Annotated in this window: 14 protein-coding genes; 5 read left to right on the forward strand and 9 right to left on the reverse strand. The window is 69.0% G+C overall.

Annotated features, from left to right (window positions below; translation table 11 throughout):
* Positions 1 to 472, reverse strand: a 472-nt coding sequence (locus PLE19_10260) for an isochorismatase family cysteine hydrolase (protein HPD15325.1), incomplete at its 3' end; no start/stop codon positions are given.
* Positions 469 to 1,857: a nicotinate phosphoribosyltransferase gene (locus PLE19_10265; protein HPD15326.1), complete on the reverse strand. Its 1,389-nt coding sequence runs from the start codon at positions 1,855 to 1,857 to the stop codon at positions 469 to 471. The genes PLE19_10265 and PLE19_10260, both read right to left, overlap by 4 nt.
* Before the next feature lie 172 nt (positions 1,858 to 2,029).
* On the opposite strand from PLE19_10265, the gene PLE19_10270 reads away from it, so the two are divergent.
* From PLE19_10270 to tsaE, 3 genes are read left to right on the forward strand one after another with little or no spacing between them, the layout of a single operon-like run.
* Positions 2,030 to 3,193, forward strand: coding sequence for a hypothetical protein (locus tag PLE19_10270; protein HPD15327.1), 1,164 nt, complete (start codon positions 2,030 to 2,032; stop codon positions 3,191 to 3,193).
* A gap of 23 nt (positions 3,194 to 3,216) precedes the next feature.
* Positions 3,217 to 4,146: a thiamine-phosphate kinase gene (locus PLE19_10275; protein ID HPD15328.1), complete on the forward strand. Its 930-nt coding sequence runs from the start codon at positions 3,217 to 3,219 to the stop codon at positions 4,144 to 4,146.
* On the forward strand, positions 4,143 to 4,640 hold the full coding sequence (gene tsaE / locus PLE19_10280; GenBank protein ID HPD15329.1) for a tRNA (adenosine(37)-N6)-threonylcarbamoyltransferase complex ATPase subunit type 1 TsaE: 498 nt from the start codon (positions 4,143 to 4,145) through the stop codon (positions 4,638 to 4,640). The genes PLE19_10275 and tsaE overlap by 4 nt, the downstream gene beginning before the upstream one ends.
* Here the strand turns inward: tsaE and PLE19_10285 are convergent.
* Genes PLE19_10285 through hisA form a run of 4 tightly spaced genes read right to left on the reverse strand, consistent with a single transcriptional unit; the run spans position 4,591 to position 9,529 of the window.
* The gene (locus PLE19_10285) at positions 4,591 to 6,042 is read right to left on the reverse strand and encodes a trypsin-like peptidase domain-containing protein (GenBank protein HPD15330.1); all 1,452 of its coding nucleotides are present in this window, start codon (positions 6,040 to 6,042) and stop codon (positions 4,591 to 4,593) included. The two genes, tsaE and PLE19_10285, sit on opposite strands and share 50 nt — an antisense overlap.
* Positions 6,043 to 6,059: 17 nt before the next feature.
* Positions 6,060 to 7,643 carry a phosphoglycerate dehydrogenase gene (gene serA / locus PLE19_10290; GenBank protein ID HPD15331.1) on the reverse strand — a complete coding sequence of 528 codons (1,584 nt, stop codon included), beginning with the start codon at positions 7,641 to 7,643 and terminating at the stop codon, positions 6,060 to 6,062.
* 9 nt (positions 7,644 to 7,652) lie between these two features.
* On the reverse strand, positions 7,653 to 8,786 hold the full coding sequence (locus tag PLE19_10295; protein ID HPD15332.1) for an alanine--glyoxylate aminotransferase family protein: 1,134 nt from the start codon (positions 8,784 to 8,786) through the stop codon (positions 7,653 to 7,655).
* 17 nt (positions 8,787 to 8,803) lie between these two features.
* Entirely contained in the window at positions 8,804 to 9,529 is a 726-nt protein-coding gene (gene hisA / locus PLE19_10300; GenBank protein HPD15333.1) for a 1-(5-phosphoribosyl)-5-[(5-phosphoribosylamino)methylideneamino]imidazole-4-carboxamide isomerase, read from the reverse strand.
* A 1,016-nt stretch (positions 9,530 to 10,545) separates the two neighbouring features.
* Here hisA and PLE19_10305 point away from each other — a divergent pair.
* Positions 10,546 to 10,767: a hypothetical protein gene (locus PLE19_10305; GenBank protein ID HPD15334.1), complete on the forward strand. Its 222-nt coding sequence runs from the start codon at positions 10,546 to 10,548 to the stop codon at positions 10,765 to 10,767.
* A gap of 123 nt (positions 10,768 to 10,890) precedes the next feature.
* On the forward strand, positions 10,891 to 11,022 hold the full coding sequence (locus tag PLE19_10310; GenBank protein HPD15335.1) for a hypothetical protein: 132 nt from the start codon (positions 10,891 to 10,893) through the stop codon (positions 11,020 to 11,022).
* Between the two features lie 138 nt (positions 11,023 to 11,160).
* Here PLE19_10310 and PLE19_10315 read toward each other — a convergent pair whose 3' ends face one another.
* From PLE19_10315 to PLE19_10325, 3 genes are read right to left on the reverse strand one after another with little or no spacing between them, the layout of a single operon-like run.
* Positions 11,161 to 11,535, reverse strand: coding sequence for a hypothetical protein (locus tag PLE19_10315; protein HPD15336.1), 375 nt, complete (start codon positions 11,533 to 11,535; stop codon positions 11,161 to 11,163).
* Positions 11,536 to 11,541: 6 nt separating this feature from the next.
* Positions 11,542 to 13,356 carry a hypothetical protein gene (locus PLE19_10320; protein HPD15337.1) on the reverse strand — a complete coding sequence of 605 codons (1,815 nt, stop codon included), beginning with the start codon at positions 13,354 to 13,356 and terminating at the stop codon, positions 11,542 to 11,544.
* Between the two features lies 1 nt (position 13,357).
* Positions 13,358 to 14,620 (reverse strand): hypothetical protein, encoded by a 1,263-nt coding sequence (locus PLE19_10325; protein ID HPD15338.1) that lies wholly within the window; start codon positions 14,618 to 14,620, stop codon positions 13,358 to 13,360.
* Positions 14,621 to 14,643: the final 23 nt, after the last annotated feature.

Genomic DNA, 14,643 nt, shown 5'->3' on the forward strand with positions numbered 1-14,643 from the left:
CAGCCCGGACGCAGTAATCCGTGGCCACACCAAAGACAACGAACCGCCTGACACCCGCTGCGCGCAGGAGGGGAACCGTAGACGGGTTGTCGAAGACATCATACGATTGCTTCTGAATCACGATCTGCTGGTGCTCCAGCGCCCTGGCAATGGCCGCAGGGGCCAACCGTGGGCCGAAGGGCACGACGGCGTGATCGGGGAGCAGTGTGCCGGCGATCTTGCTTTGGCCCGCGGTGCCCAGCATGCAATGCGGGGGAAAGCGCCGCATCTCGGAGTCGCCCGGCACGTGGGCGTCGGTGGACGCGAACAGTCGGAGCCCCCTGGCAGCGGCGTAGGCCACCAGGCGGCGGATGTTCTTCGATACCATCCTGGCGCCTGGCACGTAGAGGGCGCCCCTGGGCACCATGAAGTCGCGCTGGGTATCCACGTCGAAGAATGCAACGGACTTGGCAAAGCGCCGATGTGCGGTCATGGCTTCTCTCCGGCCCTCCCATGCCCAATCTCCTTGAGTGTCCGTTCCCTCAGCGCCCGGAGCCGCCGGCTGTACTGCACGGGGTAGTGCGCCGGCGCCTCCAGCCTGCGGAACCTGGCGGGAAGACGCCTGATTTCCTCGGCCGCGCGTGAGCGCGCGTCGCTGAGCGCCGGAAGGGGGCCAACCAGGCGGCCCCGCCGCATCACAGGCACGAGCAAGGCGCTGCCCCGTTGTTCCTCGCTCGCCAGGGCAATCACATCGCGGCGGAAACGCCCATGCCCGTCCGCCACGCGATAGACCTGCTTCCGCCCGGGATACGTCTCCTTTCCTGCGCTGAGCTTGAGCCTGGGAACCCACCTGCCGCCCACCTGCTGCTCGACCAGTTTGTAAACGCCGCCCAGGGCGGGGGCGTCGCGCGATGTCGCCAGTTCGGTGCCCACACCGAAGGCGTCAATGGCGGCCCGCCGGCGGTGGAGGCTGGCGATCACGTGCTCGTTGAGATCGCCGCTGGCCAGGATGCGGGTTCTCCGCATGCCGGCGTCGTCGAGGATGCGGCGCACCCGCCGGCTCAGGGCGGCGAGATCCCCGCTGTCGAGCCGCACGCCGGACACCCGCGAGCCCAGGGCCGCGGCCTTCCGTGCCGCCTCCACGGTGTCGTAGCTGTCGAGCAGCAGCGTCGTGTGCTCAGGGAACACATCGAGGTAAGCCTCGAATGCCTCCTGCTCGTCGTCGAACGCCATCACCCACGAGTGGGCCTGCGTGCCGAACACCGGGATGCCCAACTGCTGCCCGGCCAGCGCGTTTGAGGTGCCCGCGCACCCGCCGATGTAAGAGGCTCGCGCTGCCAGCAGCCCGGCCTGGGGCCCGTGCGCGCGCCGCGAGCCAAAGTCCACCACGGCCCGCCCACGCGCCGCGCCGACGATGCGCGCGGCCTTCGTCGCCACGAGAGTCTGGAAGTTGATGGTTGTCAGGAGATAGGTCTCGGCAACTTGCGCCTCGATGAGCGGCGCGGTTACGCGCAACAGCGGCTCGCCGGCGAAGACGATCGTTCCCTCCGGCACCGCATCGAGGTCTCCCCGGAAGCGGAACCGCCCGAGATAGTCGAAGAACTGGGGACGGACATGCTTGAGAACGGGCAGCGAGCGGAGCCAGCGGATGGCGGCATCTGTGAAGCGCACATGCCTGAGATAGTGGACCGCCTGCTCGAGCCCCGCGGCCACCAGGTACGAGCGCTCGGGCGGCAGGTCGCGCACGAACAGCTCGAAGCACGCCCACTCGGTGCGCTTGGCATGGAAATACCCCGCCGCCATCGTCAGCTCGTACAGATCGGTCGCCAGCGCGACATTCTCAGCCGTGGGAAACAGGGGCACCAGCGTTTGCTGCATCACGCACCTCCTCTGTCACGTTCATGATAGCGCGAGCCCCATCACGGGACAAGGCGCTGGCCTTGACAACCTTGCGGCGATTTCTGAACATGGTGGAATGAGACACGCCTGGCGGCTGCTTCTGTGTGGGCTACTGCTGCTCCCGGCCTGCCCACGGGCCAAGGAACCGCCCGTGCCCAAGGCCGACAAGGGGCTGCCCGATGCCCTCCGCGCGAAAAGGCGCCCGGAACGTCCCGCCGACCCCATGGACCAGACGGGGACGTTCTCCTTCGACGGCATGCCGCTGCCGGAGGTCATCACGAGGCTCGCGCGCGAGGCCGGCATCGCGGTCACGGTGTCGCCCACTCTCCCCGTAGCCGAGTGGAGCCAGCACCGCGTGACGCTGCGGATGAAGGGCGTAAGGCGCCGCGCGCTCTTCGACTGGCTCGTGCGACCGCTGCGGGCACAGTACGCCATCGAGGCCGGGGGCGGCGTGTGGATCAGCCGCAGCAACGATCTCCTGGAGGAGGAACCGCTGGAGGTCCGCTCGTACCGGGTGCCGACCCACCTGACGAGCACCCGCCCCATGCGAGGGCTGCTGGTGTTCGAGCGCGAGCAGGCCGCTGTGGTGGAGACGCTCGAGGCCTGCCTGCGCTATGTCGAGGAGCGACGCCCGGGCTGCCGCATCGCCTTTCACGGAGCCCAGGATGTGCTGGTCGCACGCCTGCCTCTTCGCGCCCACCGCCGCGTCGCGGCCATCCTGGATGCGATGCGGCACGGCACAGGGCTGGCCCCCCTGCCTTTCCCCTCGGTGCTGGACTTGCAGGCCAAGCTGGACGCTACCCTGGACTGGAGCACCCCGCCTCGGCCGGCGAATCACACGCTCCTCGCAATCGCCGAGCAGGCGGATGTGAACCTCGGCTGGGACGCGTCGGCCCTGGGTGCGCGACTGGTCGCCATCCCCCAGGGCAAATACACCGTGCGGGAGCTGCTCGACGCGGTCGTGCGTCAGACTCCCCTGGGCCGTTACGACTGCGAGCCCGGCCACGGCATCTGGCTCTACCTCGAGGGGCAGGACGAGAACTACCCATCGAGCGGTGCGACACCCTGGGACCGGGCGGTTGTGCAGGCCTACGAGATTCGCGCGCTGCTGCCGCACACAACCCCCGAGGCGCTGCTTGCCCACATTCGCAAGCAGGTGGACCCGGGCGATTGGGCGCGGGGCCTGCCGGCCGCCTCCGTGTTCCTGCCGACCGAGCGCCTCATCGTCCTGCACGACGAGGCTGGCCAGCGCCGCATCGCCGCCGTCCTCCGCGAGCTGGCCGAGAACCGGCGGGGGCCCCGTGCCACCAAGTGACTTGCGACCCAACGGGACGAGCCATGCCTGAGCCGAGTACTCGAGAGTGCGACCTGATTCGCTGGATCCGCGGCCAGGCCCGGACGGACGGCCTCGTGCTCGTCGGCATCGGCGACGATGCAGCCCTCGTGCGCACTCGCGACGCCTCCACCCTCATCACAACCGACCTCGTGATCGAGGGCGTCCATTTCGACCGCGCCGTGGCCACACCTGCCGACGCCGGCTGGAAGGCGCTGGCCCGCAACATCAGCGACATCGCGGCAATGGGCGGCGAGAGCACCGCCGCTGTCGTGGCGGCAGCGCTCCCGCGCGGCTTCGCGCGCTCGGATGCCGAGGCGCTCGTGCAGGGGCTGCTGGAGTGTGCGAACGCCTTCGGCATTCGTCTCGTCGGAGGCGACCTTGCTGCGACCCCAGGCCCCTTGGTCCTCGCCGTCACACTCCTCGGCGACCTGAGGGGCCGGGCCCCCATCCTGCGGAGCGGCGCGCGGCCCGGCGACGCGATCCTCGTCACCGGCACCCTCGGCGGCTCCCGTCTCGGCAAACACCTGCGCTTCACTCCGCGCCAGGCGGCGGGCCTCATCCTGGCCAGCAGCTACCGCCCGCACGCGATGATTGACATCAGCGACGGCCTGGCCCGCGACCTCCACCACCTCCTCGACGAGAGCGGCGTCGGCGCCACGCTCTGGGCCGACCGCATCCCGGTTTCCCAGGACGCCCTTCGCCTCGCGGCACTGTACGGCCGCTCCCCCCTCGACCACGCGCTCGGCGATGGGGAGGACTACGAGCTGCTTTTCGCTGCCGACCCAGGCACGGCCGAGCGGCTCCTGGCCGACCAGCCGCTCGGGGTGCCTGTAACCCAGATCGGCGTCATCACGGAGGCCGGGGCAGTTCTCGCTCTCCCAGACGGCACGGAACGCCCACTGGAACCGACAGGTTGGGAACACATTACGTGACTCTGACAACAAACTCCCGCGACGATACGGTGCGCCTCGGCCGCCTGCTGGGCGCGCTGCTGGGGCCGGGCGATGTGGTGGCCCTCCGCGGCCCGCTGGGCGCCGGGAAGACCACCCTGACCAAGGGGCTGGCCGAGGGCCTCGGGGTGCCCGAGCCGCGCCAGGTGACCAGTCCGACCTTCGTGCTCGTGCACCAGTACGAGGGCCGCCTCCCCGTCTACCACATTGACGCCTACCGCCTGAACGGGCCGGCCGACGCCGAGGCCCTGGGCGCCGACGAGATGTTCTTCGGCAACGGGGTGACGATTGTGGAGTGGGCGGAGCGGGTCGCCGCAGCTCTGCCGAACGAGCGCCTGGAGATCGCGCTGGAGCACTCGGGCGAGGAACGGCGGCGGGTGACGATCGAGCCGCGGGGGGAGCGCTTCGCCCGACTGGTCGCCCGGCTCACGGCCCAGGGCGTGACAGCGCCGCCGCAGGAATCTCCTGCTTCCTGATGCCCGGGCCCTCGTAGCTCACCTTCAGCTCGGCATCACCCGTCCCCTGGAAGAACTGCACGCGGAGGGGGTGCTTGCCGGCCGCGAGGCGCACGAAGCCGCGCTTCTCGCTGCTCGCGTGCAGGCCGTCGTGGTCCACCACAAGCTGCTCGCCGATGTAGAGGCGGCTGCCGTCGTCGGAGCGCAGGTAGAAGGCATAGACGCCGTCGGCGGGCGCCTGCACGTAGCCCGTGAGTTCGAGCGCGAAGTTCTCCTTGCCCGCGAACCCGCCGAGGCCCAGAGCGGGCATCGTGCCCACTGCGGCGGGAGTGAGCTTGGCGAACTCGGGCAGCGTCTTCCACGACCCGGCATACTGGCGCCAGACGACGCCGGGGACCAGGCCCTCCGCCCTGTCAGCAGGCCGGGCCGGCACCCCGCGCAGCGTCACGGCCACTTGTAGTCGGCGGCCGTGGCGCCGGATCGTCAGCGGCAGGGTCTCGCCCCCCTTACGGCCGACGAGGGCGAGATGGAAGTCCACATTGTTCGCAATGGCGGCGTCGCCGATGCCCGTGACAACGTCGCCCACGCACAGGCCCGCCGCCTCGGCGGGGGAGCCGGCAGCGACGTGGGTGATCCGCGCCACGCCGTCGTGCGCCACCTCGAGGCCGAGCACGAAGCCATAGCGCCCTTCAGCGGCAATCAGGTCGGCGAAGGCGGCGCGCACCTTGTTGATGGAGATGGCGAAGCCGATGTTCTCGGCCTCCTTCTTGTTGCTCGTGCAAAGGCCGATCATTTCGCCCGCGAGGTTCACCAGCGGGCCCCCCGACGTGCCGGGGTTGATGCTGGCGTCCGTCTGGATCATATTGTTCAATGCGGCGTACTCGGTGTTGGTGCTCCGCTCCAGGCCGCTGATGATGCCCGCCGCAACGGTGAAGCTGATGCCGAAGGGGTTGCCGATGGTGAAGACCGGCTCCCCGATCAGGGCGCGACTGCTGTCGCCGAGCGTGATCGGCCTCAGCGGGCGGTCGCTCGCGAGCTTCATCACGGCGAGGTCGTTGTGCGGATCATCGGCCACCAGCTCGACCCCACACGTCCGGCCGTCGTAGAGGAGGGCGACCCGGCGGCCCTGGAACTGGAGCATGTGGCTGTTGGTGAGCACGTAGCCGGCCGGATGCAGGATGCACCCGCTGCCCCACTGCGTGTGCGTGGTGTGCACGCGCGTGGAGCCTTTGCCGTCGGGCGCGGGCTTCTCGGTGTGTTCGACTCGGGTGGCGGTGAACTTCACCACGGAGTCTTTGCAGCGGTCAAATGCCTGCACGAGGGGCGTGCGGCGCAGGGCCTCGGGCGTCTGAAGGCGGAATGCCGGGCAGCCGGCGCCGGCAAAGGCAAGCGCCAGAACGAGCAGGGTGCGGGACGCAGCCACGGCGGCCTCCGGGGCACTCAGAAGGTGACGATCTTCGCCTGTCGCACGTGGGGCGTGGCCTCGACGGCTCGCAGCGTGGTCTCATCCAGGGCCCCGTCAATGTTCAGCACCGTGATGGCCTCGCCGCCGGCGGTCTTACGGCCGAAGGTCATGGCGGCGATGTTGATCCCCTTCTCGCCGAGGACCTTGCCCACGTTGCCAATCAGGCCGGGCTTATCATCGGCGAGCAGGATGAGGAGCGTGCCGCGCGTGATCGCCTCGACGCGATAGCCGTCAATCGTCACGATGCGCGGCTCGTTGCGCCCCACGATGGTGCCGGCGACTTCGTGCTCCTCGCCATCCGTGGTGCTCGTCACGGAGATGAGCGTGGCGAAGTCTTTGGAATGCGGGCTCGTGGCCTGCGATACGCGGATGCCGCGTTCCTCGGCGAGGTAGGGCGCATTGATGACGTTCACTTCGTCTTCGAGCACGGACTCGAGCAGGCCGCTCAGGAGATGGGCGGTGAGGTAGCGGGTCTGTAGCTTAGCGGCCTCGCCCGCGTAAGCAATCGCCACGCGGGCCGGGATGCGGCGGAGGAATTGCACGTGGAAGGCGCCCAGACAGCGCGCCAGCGCCACGAAGGGGGCGAGGGCCTCGGCCTCCCGCGGGTCAATGGCCGGCACGTTCACGGCGTTCCGGATGCGCGAGCGCAGGAGCGCGTCGGCGATGATCTCGGCGGCCTCGATGGCCACGCTCACTTGCGCCTCCTCGGTGGATGCGCCCAGGTGAGGCGTGCAGAGCACCTGCGGCAGATCCACCAGGTCGCGGCTCGTCGGCGGCTCCTGCTCGTAGACGTCCAGCGCGGCGCCTGCGACCTTGCCCGCGCGGATCGCCGCGGCGAGCGCCGCCTCGTCCACGATGCCGCCCCGGGCGCAGTTGATGATGCGCACGCAGTCCTTCATCTTTGCGATCTGGGCGGCGCCGATCAGGCCGCGAGTCTCGTCGCTCATCGGCACGTGGACCGTCAGGTAGTCCGCCTGCGCGCAGATCTCTTCGAGGCTCGCGGCCAGGCGGATCTGGAGTTCCTTCGCGCGCTCGGGCGTCATGTACGGGTCGAGGCCGACCACGGTCATGCCGAAGGCGGCGCAGCGGCGGGCCACCTCGATGCCGATGCGGCCGAGCCCGATGACGCCGATGGTCTTGCCTGCCAGTTGCGTGCCCATGAAGCTCTTGCGGTCCCACTGGCCGGCCTTCAGAGAGGCGCACGCGGGGTAGACGTTCCGCGAGAGGGCCAGCAGCAGGGCCATCGTGTGCTCGGCGGTCGAGAGGGTGTTGCCGCCCGGCGTGTTCATCACGATGATGCCGCGGCGCGAGGCCGCCGGCACATCCACCGTGTCCACCCCCACGCCGGCCCGCACCACGCAGCGCAGCCGCGGCGCCGCGGCGATCAGTTCGGCCGTGACCTTGGTGGCGCTCCGCACGATCAGCCCGTCGGCGGCGGCAACGTGGCGCTTGAGGTCCTCGCCCTTCAGGCCGGGGGCATAGTCCACCTCGATGCCCCCGGCAGCCTTGAGTCGCTCGATGGCCTCGGGGGCCACCGTGTCCGCAATGAATACCTTCATCGGAGATTCCTACCTGGCGAGAAGCGCCTTCTGCGCGGCGGCCACTCCGGCTCCCAGCGGCACCGGCACGCCCATTTCCGCCAGCACCATCTCGAGGGCGACAATGGCGCCGAGGAGGTCGAGCGTGTCGGCATAGCCCAGGTGGCCGATCCGCAGAATCTTGCCCTTGAGCTGGTCCTGGCCGCCGGCCACGGCGACGCCGTACTTCTTCTTCAGCAGGCTGCGCGCGGCCTCGGCGTCCACGCCGTCGGGCAGCAACACCGCGGTGAGCGCGGAGGCCGGCCTGGCGGCGTAGACCTTGAGGCCCATGGCCTCCACCGCCGCCCGCGTGGCCTGGGCGACACGGGTGTGGCGGGCCCAGACGGCCTCCAGTCCCTCCTTCTTCAAGAGGTCGAGCGACTTCTTGAGGGCGGCGATCAGCGTGTTGGCGGGCGTGTAGGGCGTGTCTTCCTTGGCCAGCGCCTTGCGCGCCGCCCGGAGGTCGAAGTAGTAGGCGCGGCGCGGGGCCTTCTCGATGCGGGCCCAGGCCTTCGGGCTCACCGACAGGAACGCCAGGCCCGGCGGCAGCAGAAGGGCCTTCTGCGAGCCGACCACCAGCATATCGACACCCCACTCGTCGGTCTTCATCGGCATGGCGCCCACGCCCGAGATCCCATCCACCACCAGGCACGCGCCCGACGTGGCCACAACCTTGCCGATCGCCTCGACATCGGCAGCCACGCCCGTGGACGTCTCGCACAGGGTCACGTACACCGCGGCGATGTCGGGGTCCTTCCTCAGCGCAGCCTCGATAGCCTCTGGCCTCACCGCTTGGCCCCACTCGACGTCGAGGTTGATCGTTCGGGCGCCGAATCGCTCGCACAGCTCGCTCCATCGCTCCCCGAACTTGCCCCCGCGCACGCACAGGGCCTTGTCGCCCGGCGCGAGCAGGTTCACCACGGACGCCTCCATGGCGCCGGTGCCGGAGGAGGCGAAGATCAGGACGTCGTTCTTCGTCTGGAACACGTCCTTGAGGTCCTGCGTCACGGCCATCAGAATGGCGCGGAACTCCTTGGTGCGGTGATGGAAGACGGGCTTGGCCAGCTCCAGCAGCGTCTCCGGCGGGACCTCGGCGGGGCCGGGCGTCAACAGGCGGTCTTTCACAGGCTCTCTCCTTTGGGTTACTCGGCCTCGCTGGCCGCTTGGATTGCTTCGCGCAGCGCGAACGCTCCGTCGAAAAGCGCCTTCCCGATGATCATGCCCTCGACGCCCAAGGCGGCCACGGCCCGCACGTCGTCGAGGGAGGCGATGCCGCCGGAGGCGACGACGGGCGTGGCCACCGCCGCCAGGAGGCGGCGCAGCGCGCCCAGGTTGGGCCCGCGCAGGGCGCCATCGGTCGCCACATCGGTGAAGATCAGGGCGCGGAGGCGCATGCTGTCCAGCTTGTGAGCGAAGGCAATGGCATCCACGTTCGATGTCTCGGCCCAGCCCTCGATGGCCACGCGCCCGTCGCGCGCGTCCACCCCGGCCACAATGCGGCCCGGGAAGCGCTGGCAGATGGCCCGGAGCCACTCGGGCTCGCGGAGCGCCCGGCTGCCGAGGATCACCCGCTGCACACCCGCCTCGAGGTAGCGTTCGACGGCGGCATCCGTGCGAATGCCGCCCCCGACCTCGATGGGCACGGGCAGTTCCCGTGCGATGGCCGAAATGATGTCGAAGTTCGTGGGCCGCCCCTCGAAGGCGCCGTCGAGGTCAACCACGTGGATCAGCTCGGCGCCCTGCTCGGCCCACAGCCGCGCCGCATCGGCCGGGTGGTCGAAGTAAACAGTCTCCCGGTCTGCCCGACCTTGGAGCAGTCGCACGCAGCGCCCGCCGCGAATGTCCACGGCGGGGATCACCATCGGCATGGGGGCCTCGCTCGAAAACACCGAATCGCCGTGATTATAGCATGGGCGGGCGCCACGAGTCAAAGCGGCATCCCTCCCTGCGCCTAGCCAACATCCCTGGCAGCCCGCGCACGCCGCCATTCAAGGCCTGCCTCCAGTGCGCATGTCACACTGTGAGAGCGAGAGGCGTAACTGGGCATGGCCGCTCGCGGAGGGTCACTGATCGCTCGGCCGCCATACCTCCTCACCCCAGTGGGGACGAAGGTCGCTCATCACGGCCTGGCGTTCCCCACGTCGCCGCCATTCGGGAGCGCGGGACCCATGCTGCGGCGCCGGCGAGGGCCGCCACATAACCATCTATGCCCCAACGCCTTACGCTCTCCGGCCAGTCCCGCTCCCATAGTTGCTCATCGCACAGATGAGCGAATATGGCCTGAACCGCGAGAATCGCCCGTTCTCGTCCATCTACCCATGCTGTATCACTCTCCCCCTCACAGGGTTGATACAGCATGGGCAGGCGGCGCCCGCCAGCCGTTCGGCACAGGCCCTCCCGCGTCCAACCCCAACCTCCCGCGGGTTCGCAACCCGCGGGAGGTTCTCGGATTCTGCGTCCAATCTTCCCGGAGGCGAGAGAGGCCGCGGAGCGGCCAAGAGTGCGTCCCCACGCAGAGCGTAGGGACGAGAGAAAGGGGCAGAGCGTAGGGACGAGAAGAGGGGGCAGAGCGTAGGGACGAGAGAAGCGTCCCCACGCAGAGCGTAGGGACGAGAGAAGAGGGGGCAGAGCGTGGGGACGAGGGGAACGTATCGGAACGTTCGGGCGGTGGGGTTCGCTGGTCGGCCACAGGCGCGCTCTGTGTGCCCCTGGCGAACGCCAGGGTTCACATCGCAACCGCTTCGACGTATCCGAACTACCCTATTGACTCCCCTGACTCCGCGGCGCTAGAATACTGGACGTAAGGGGCGCCGTGCGGGATGGGCCGCCACGCACGGGCGACCCGCACATTGGAGGAGAGGGGCTGCGCAGAAGGAGGCGCGAGATGAGTGTGCCACGGAGTGTGTTCGGGCTGCCCGTCGTTGCCACAATGGCGGTCCTGCTCGCGCAGGGCGCGGCCTTCGCTGGTGCCACGGACATCGTGGGCCGCGACCGCTACGATAACCGCGAGCGCAAGCCATCGCGCTACTACGTCTTCCAGGTGATGGGGGTCAGCGGCGCCGTTACCTTCGAGGTGGTTTCCGACCTCGATGCCCGCGAGCGCTAGAAGGAGTACGACGAGGAGTACAAGAAGGCGGGGAACGACTGGCTGAAGGCCAAGTACGAGGCGAAGAAGCGCAAGGAGGAGTTCACCGAGCCTCCGCCCAAGGGTCCCAAGCTGATGCGCAAGATGCCTGAATCGTTCCGGAAGGAGGAGGACGCGCGCGCCGCCGCCGAGAAGCTCCAGAAGCAGTGGGATGAGGCGCTGGAGAAGAAGTCAGCCAAAGAGGCCGAGGAGAAGGCTGCCAAGGCCGACAAGTAGGTCTTGCCCACCCAGGGAATCCGTGAAGGCCCCATCGCCCGCGGCTGCCGGGTTGCAGCCGCGGGTGTTTCATGCAAAGACCGCTCGCCTGGGAAACTATCTCGGGCTGCGACGCCCGCGTGGGTCTTGAGATAGTTTCTAACGCCCCCGCGTGGCCGGGTCGTAGCTGAGCATGGGCACCTGATAGTAGCCCATCGCCGCGTGAGCCACGTCGAGGCGGTAGAGCGGGTCCTGCATCAGGCAGGGCCTCCTGTCGGCCGCGGGAATGGTGGTGGTGTAGATGCGCATCTCGCCGGGGAGGGTGGTGATGATCTCCTCGCGCCAGTCGCCGAGCACATCGGCGGTGGCCACATAGGTTCCCTCAATTCGCGGCGCCAGCTCGCCCCCGCGGAACTTGCGGATTCGACCGCTGTGGAGCAGCTCGCGCTGCGGATCGGCGTCCCAGTAGACGGTCCGCGGGCCGAAGCCCTTCACCTCGTCCTGCTCGATGGCCTCGCCTTTCGCCGTGTGCATCAGGGCCTAGGAGGCCTGCTTCTTCTCGTCGGTGTCGGAGCTGTAGCACTCGGCGCCGGGGAAGCGCGGGTCAATGTCGCTGCACAGGCCGCTGGCGTGGACGTGCCGGGTGGGCTTCTGGATGCCCCAGAGAATCTGGCCCGTGGCGGCGTCGGCCAGGCACATGCCGTTCCGCGGTTGGCGGGCCTCGATGCCGAAGTAGATTTCGAGGCCCGGCCGCGCCGGGTCCAGATCGCCCAAGTACAGGTGGTCGGGGTGGCCGAGGCCGGTGGACCACAGGGGCGCGCCGTTGTCGTCGAGCGCGAACGAGCCGAGGATCAACTCGTCGCGGCCGTCCGCATCCACGTCGGCCGCGTGCATCCAGTGGGCGCCCTGGCCCCAGTAGCGGCGCGGCTCCCTCTCGTTCGACCAGCGCCACAGCTCTCGGAGCTTGCCGGCGTGGAATTCGTAGGCCACGACGACGATGAGGTTGTAGGTGCCGCGCTCGACGATGAGGCAGGGCGTCCTGCCATCGAGGTAGGCCACGCCGAGCTGGTTGCGGCTCGCGTAGTTGTAGCCGTTGGGCCGCCGCAGGAACGGCTCGCGCGAAGGCCAGTCCACGCGGGCGAGCGGCTTTCCCGTCTCGCCGCTGAGGATTGTCAGGTACTCGGGGCCGGACTGCACGCGGCCGTCGGCGTCGCGCGGGTCGCCTTCGCCGGTCTTGGCGGCGACCTCGGCCTTGCCGTCGCCGTCCAGGTCGTAGACGATGTAGGGCGAGTACCAGATGCCCGTCTCGATGGCCGGCCCGAGGTCGTGGCGCCACAGGAACCCCCCGTCCGCGCTGTACGCCTCCAACTTGTAGGGCGTTTCGCTCCGCTTCCAGTAGTCGTTGGCGGGGTCAATGTTGGTGTTCGGCTGCTTGATCACAAAGTCGAGGCGGCCATCCCCATCGAGGTCGGCGATGCCGACCTTCTGGAAGGTGTGGTTGCCGTCCAGGCGGATGGAAACGTATTGAGGCTTGGCGACGGCCTTGTCAAGGTCGTCGGTCTTCCCCGCCTCGCGAAGGATGTAGGTGCACTGAGCGGCCTGAACCGGCGGAGCATCGGTGAAGTCGGTCGTCGTCACGATGGGCTGTTCGTTGAGTCTCTTGGGCTCCTCGCCGCCCGTCGAGCGGTAGAGGTCGAAGGCCACCGCGGGCGGGTCGCCGTCGAGCGCCCGCCAGCTCACGTGCACCTTGCCGTCTTGCCCAATCACGGCCACGAGGCCGCGGCCGAGCTTCTCGCGCACCCGCTGCGTCGCGGAGCCTTCGACCTTCGGCCGCTCGCTGGCCTTGGGCCGCTCGGCGGGCACAATGCTCACGTCGTCCACAAAGGCCAGCACGTCGCCCTGGCCTACGAAGCGGAGGTAGACCTGATCGCAGTCCTGCGGCACCTCGGCGAAGGCTTCCAGCCTCAGCCACTTGTCGTCGGCTCCCGCGCTCGCCGAGCCGATGTCCCAGCTCAGGGTCTTGCCCTTCCGGAGAGCGACGACGGCCAGCTCAACCGTGCCCTTCCTGACCTTGACCCAGGCCGTGGCGAGGTAGCATTCGCCGGGCCTGGCGGGGAAGCGGCCCTCGCTGGAGAGGGCCCAGTCGCGCGGCCCGTCGTGGCGGATGCACATGCTGTGGCCGAGTGAGTGCTGGGCGTCGGCGGTGCGAACCGCGGAGCCCGCATTGGTGCGCGACCACCATTTCCACCCCAGGGCGCCCTCCCCTGCCCCCTCTTCGAAGCTGGCGTTCGGCACGGCCAGCTCGGCCGCGGCACAAACTCCAAGCAGGCACAGGCACATCAGCGAAGTTCGCACCTCAACGCCCTCCTGCTGCGGCAAGCGGCGAATGCCCCGGCGTGCACAGGGGGCCGCATACGCAGACGTAGTTGTCGGCGTCCTGGCCGAGCCTGTCGCGGAATTCGGCCCACATGGCCGGCGTGTCGAGGCACAGGGCGATCGGCACGTCGGGCCGCACCCGATGGATCTGCTCGACGAGGAAGTCGTAGATCGCCGCCCGGGCCTCGTGGGGCAGCGGGCCATAGCGCTTGCCCTTGAGGAACGGCGCCGCGCCGTCCATCGCCGCGGCAAACTCCTCGTCGAGCAGCGCGAAGTCGAGACACGTCCGCGCCGCGGCCTGGTCCATCCACCCGAACATGCAGAGCGAGATGACATCGGGACGGGTGCGTCGGAACATGAGCTCGATCAACTCGCGGTTCTCGTCGCGCCAGCCCTTGACCGGGATGATGGGCGAGAAGCGGAAGCGGACATGGTAGCCGGCCTCCTGGCACTTGGCGGCGGCCTCGATGCGGCGGTCCCAGGGCGCGGTCTCCGGCTCGATGAGGGTGCTTTGGGTGCGGGCGCTCACGCTCCACTGGACGATGGTCTGGCCCTTGTGCGGATAGCCCAGCATGAAGTCCACGTTGTCGCTCTTGCCCGTGTAGAGGAGCAGGTAGTCCTTCCTCTGGCGGGCGAAGAACTCCACCATCAGACGGGTGGCGTCGTACTCGGGCTCGAAGGCATTGATGTCGGTGCGATTGTCCCACTTGTAGATGGTCTGGGGCGGATTGAGCTCGCGGATGCGGCGCTCGGCGTAGGCGAGGAAGTCCTCGATGTCCACCGCGATGTGGATGACGGAGCCGAACCAGCAGTAGGCGCAACGGAAGGGGCAGCCCCAGGCGGTGTGAAACTCCCAGGCGGGCTGGCACACGCGCCCCTCGGCTTTGCGCCAGGCGGGCACGCCGTCGGCGCGGTACTCGAAGCCGAAGTAGCCGTGGAGGCAGGCGGTGTTGAGCTGGGGGAATCGCTCGAGGCGACGCTGGCGCTCCTCTTTGGTGTGGTGGTTCTTGAGCGTGTTGAGCACGATGGGCGGGTCGGCGGGACACGGCACTTCGCCCCATCGGCGGCCCTTGCTCCAGCCCTCGCCGTCCACTAGCGCGGCCAGCCGGGCGTCGGTGACGCCGCGCTCGACATGGGGACAGTCCATCGCCGCAAGCATCCGCTCGACGCGGGTCACGCATCGCGGGTCGCGCTCGACCTCCTCGGTCACATACACAGCCGGCGGCTTGAGGCGGCGAAACATCCGCGGGGCTCCTGGGCGGCGGG

The sequence above is a fragment of the Planctomycetota bacterium genome (genome assembly GCA_035384565.1).
In the GTDB taxonomy this organism is placed as follows: Bacteria; Planctomycetota; PUPC01; order DSUN01; family DSUN01; genus DAOOIT01.

What these genes read in the sequence shown, in the direction of transcription:
- PLE19_10265 (HPD15326.1), bottom strand. Translation starts at nt 1,857, where the DNA reads ATGCAGCAAACGCTGGTGCCCCTGTTTCCCACGGCTGAGAATGTCGCG.
- PLE19_10275 (HPD15328.1), top strand. Translation starts at nt 3,217, where the DNA reads ATGCCTGAGCCGAGTACTCGAGAGTGCGACCTGATTCGCTGGATCCGC.
- serA (HPD15331.1), bottom strand. Translation starts at nt 7,643, where the DNA reads ATGAAGGTATTCATTGCGGACACGGTGGCCCCCGAGGCCATCGAGCGA.
- hisA (HPD15333.1), bottom strand. Translation starts at nt 9,529, where the DNA reads ATGCCGATGGTGATCCCCGCCGTGGACATTCGCGGCGGGCGCTGCGTG.
- PLE19_10305 (HPD15334.1), top strand. Translation starts at nt 10,546, where the DNA reads ATGAGTGTGCCACGGAGTGTGTTCGGGCTGCCCGTCGTTGCCACAATG.
- PLE19_10310 (HPD15335.1), top strand. Translation starts at nt 10,891, where the DNA reads ATGCCTGAATCGTTCCGGAAGGAGGAGGACGCGCGCGCCGCCGCCGAG.
- PLE19_10315 (HPD15336.1), bottom strand. Translation starts at nt 11,535, where the DNA reads ATGCACACGGCGAAAGGCGAGGCCATCGAGCAGGACGAGGTGAAGGGC.
- PLE19_10325 (HPD15338.1), bottom strand. Translation starts at nt 14,620, where the DNA reads ATGTTTCGCCGCCTCAAGCCGCCGGCTGTGTATGTGACCGAGGAGGTC.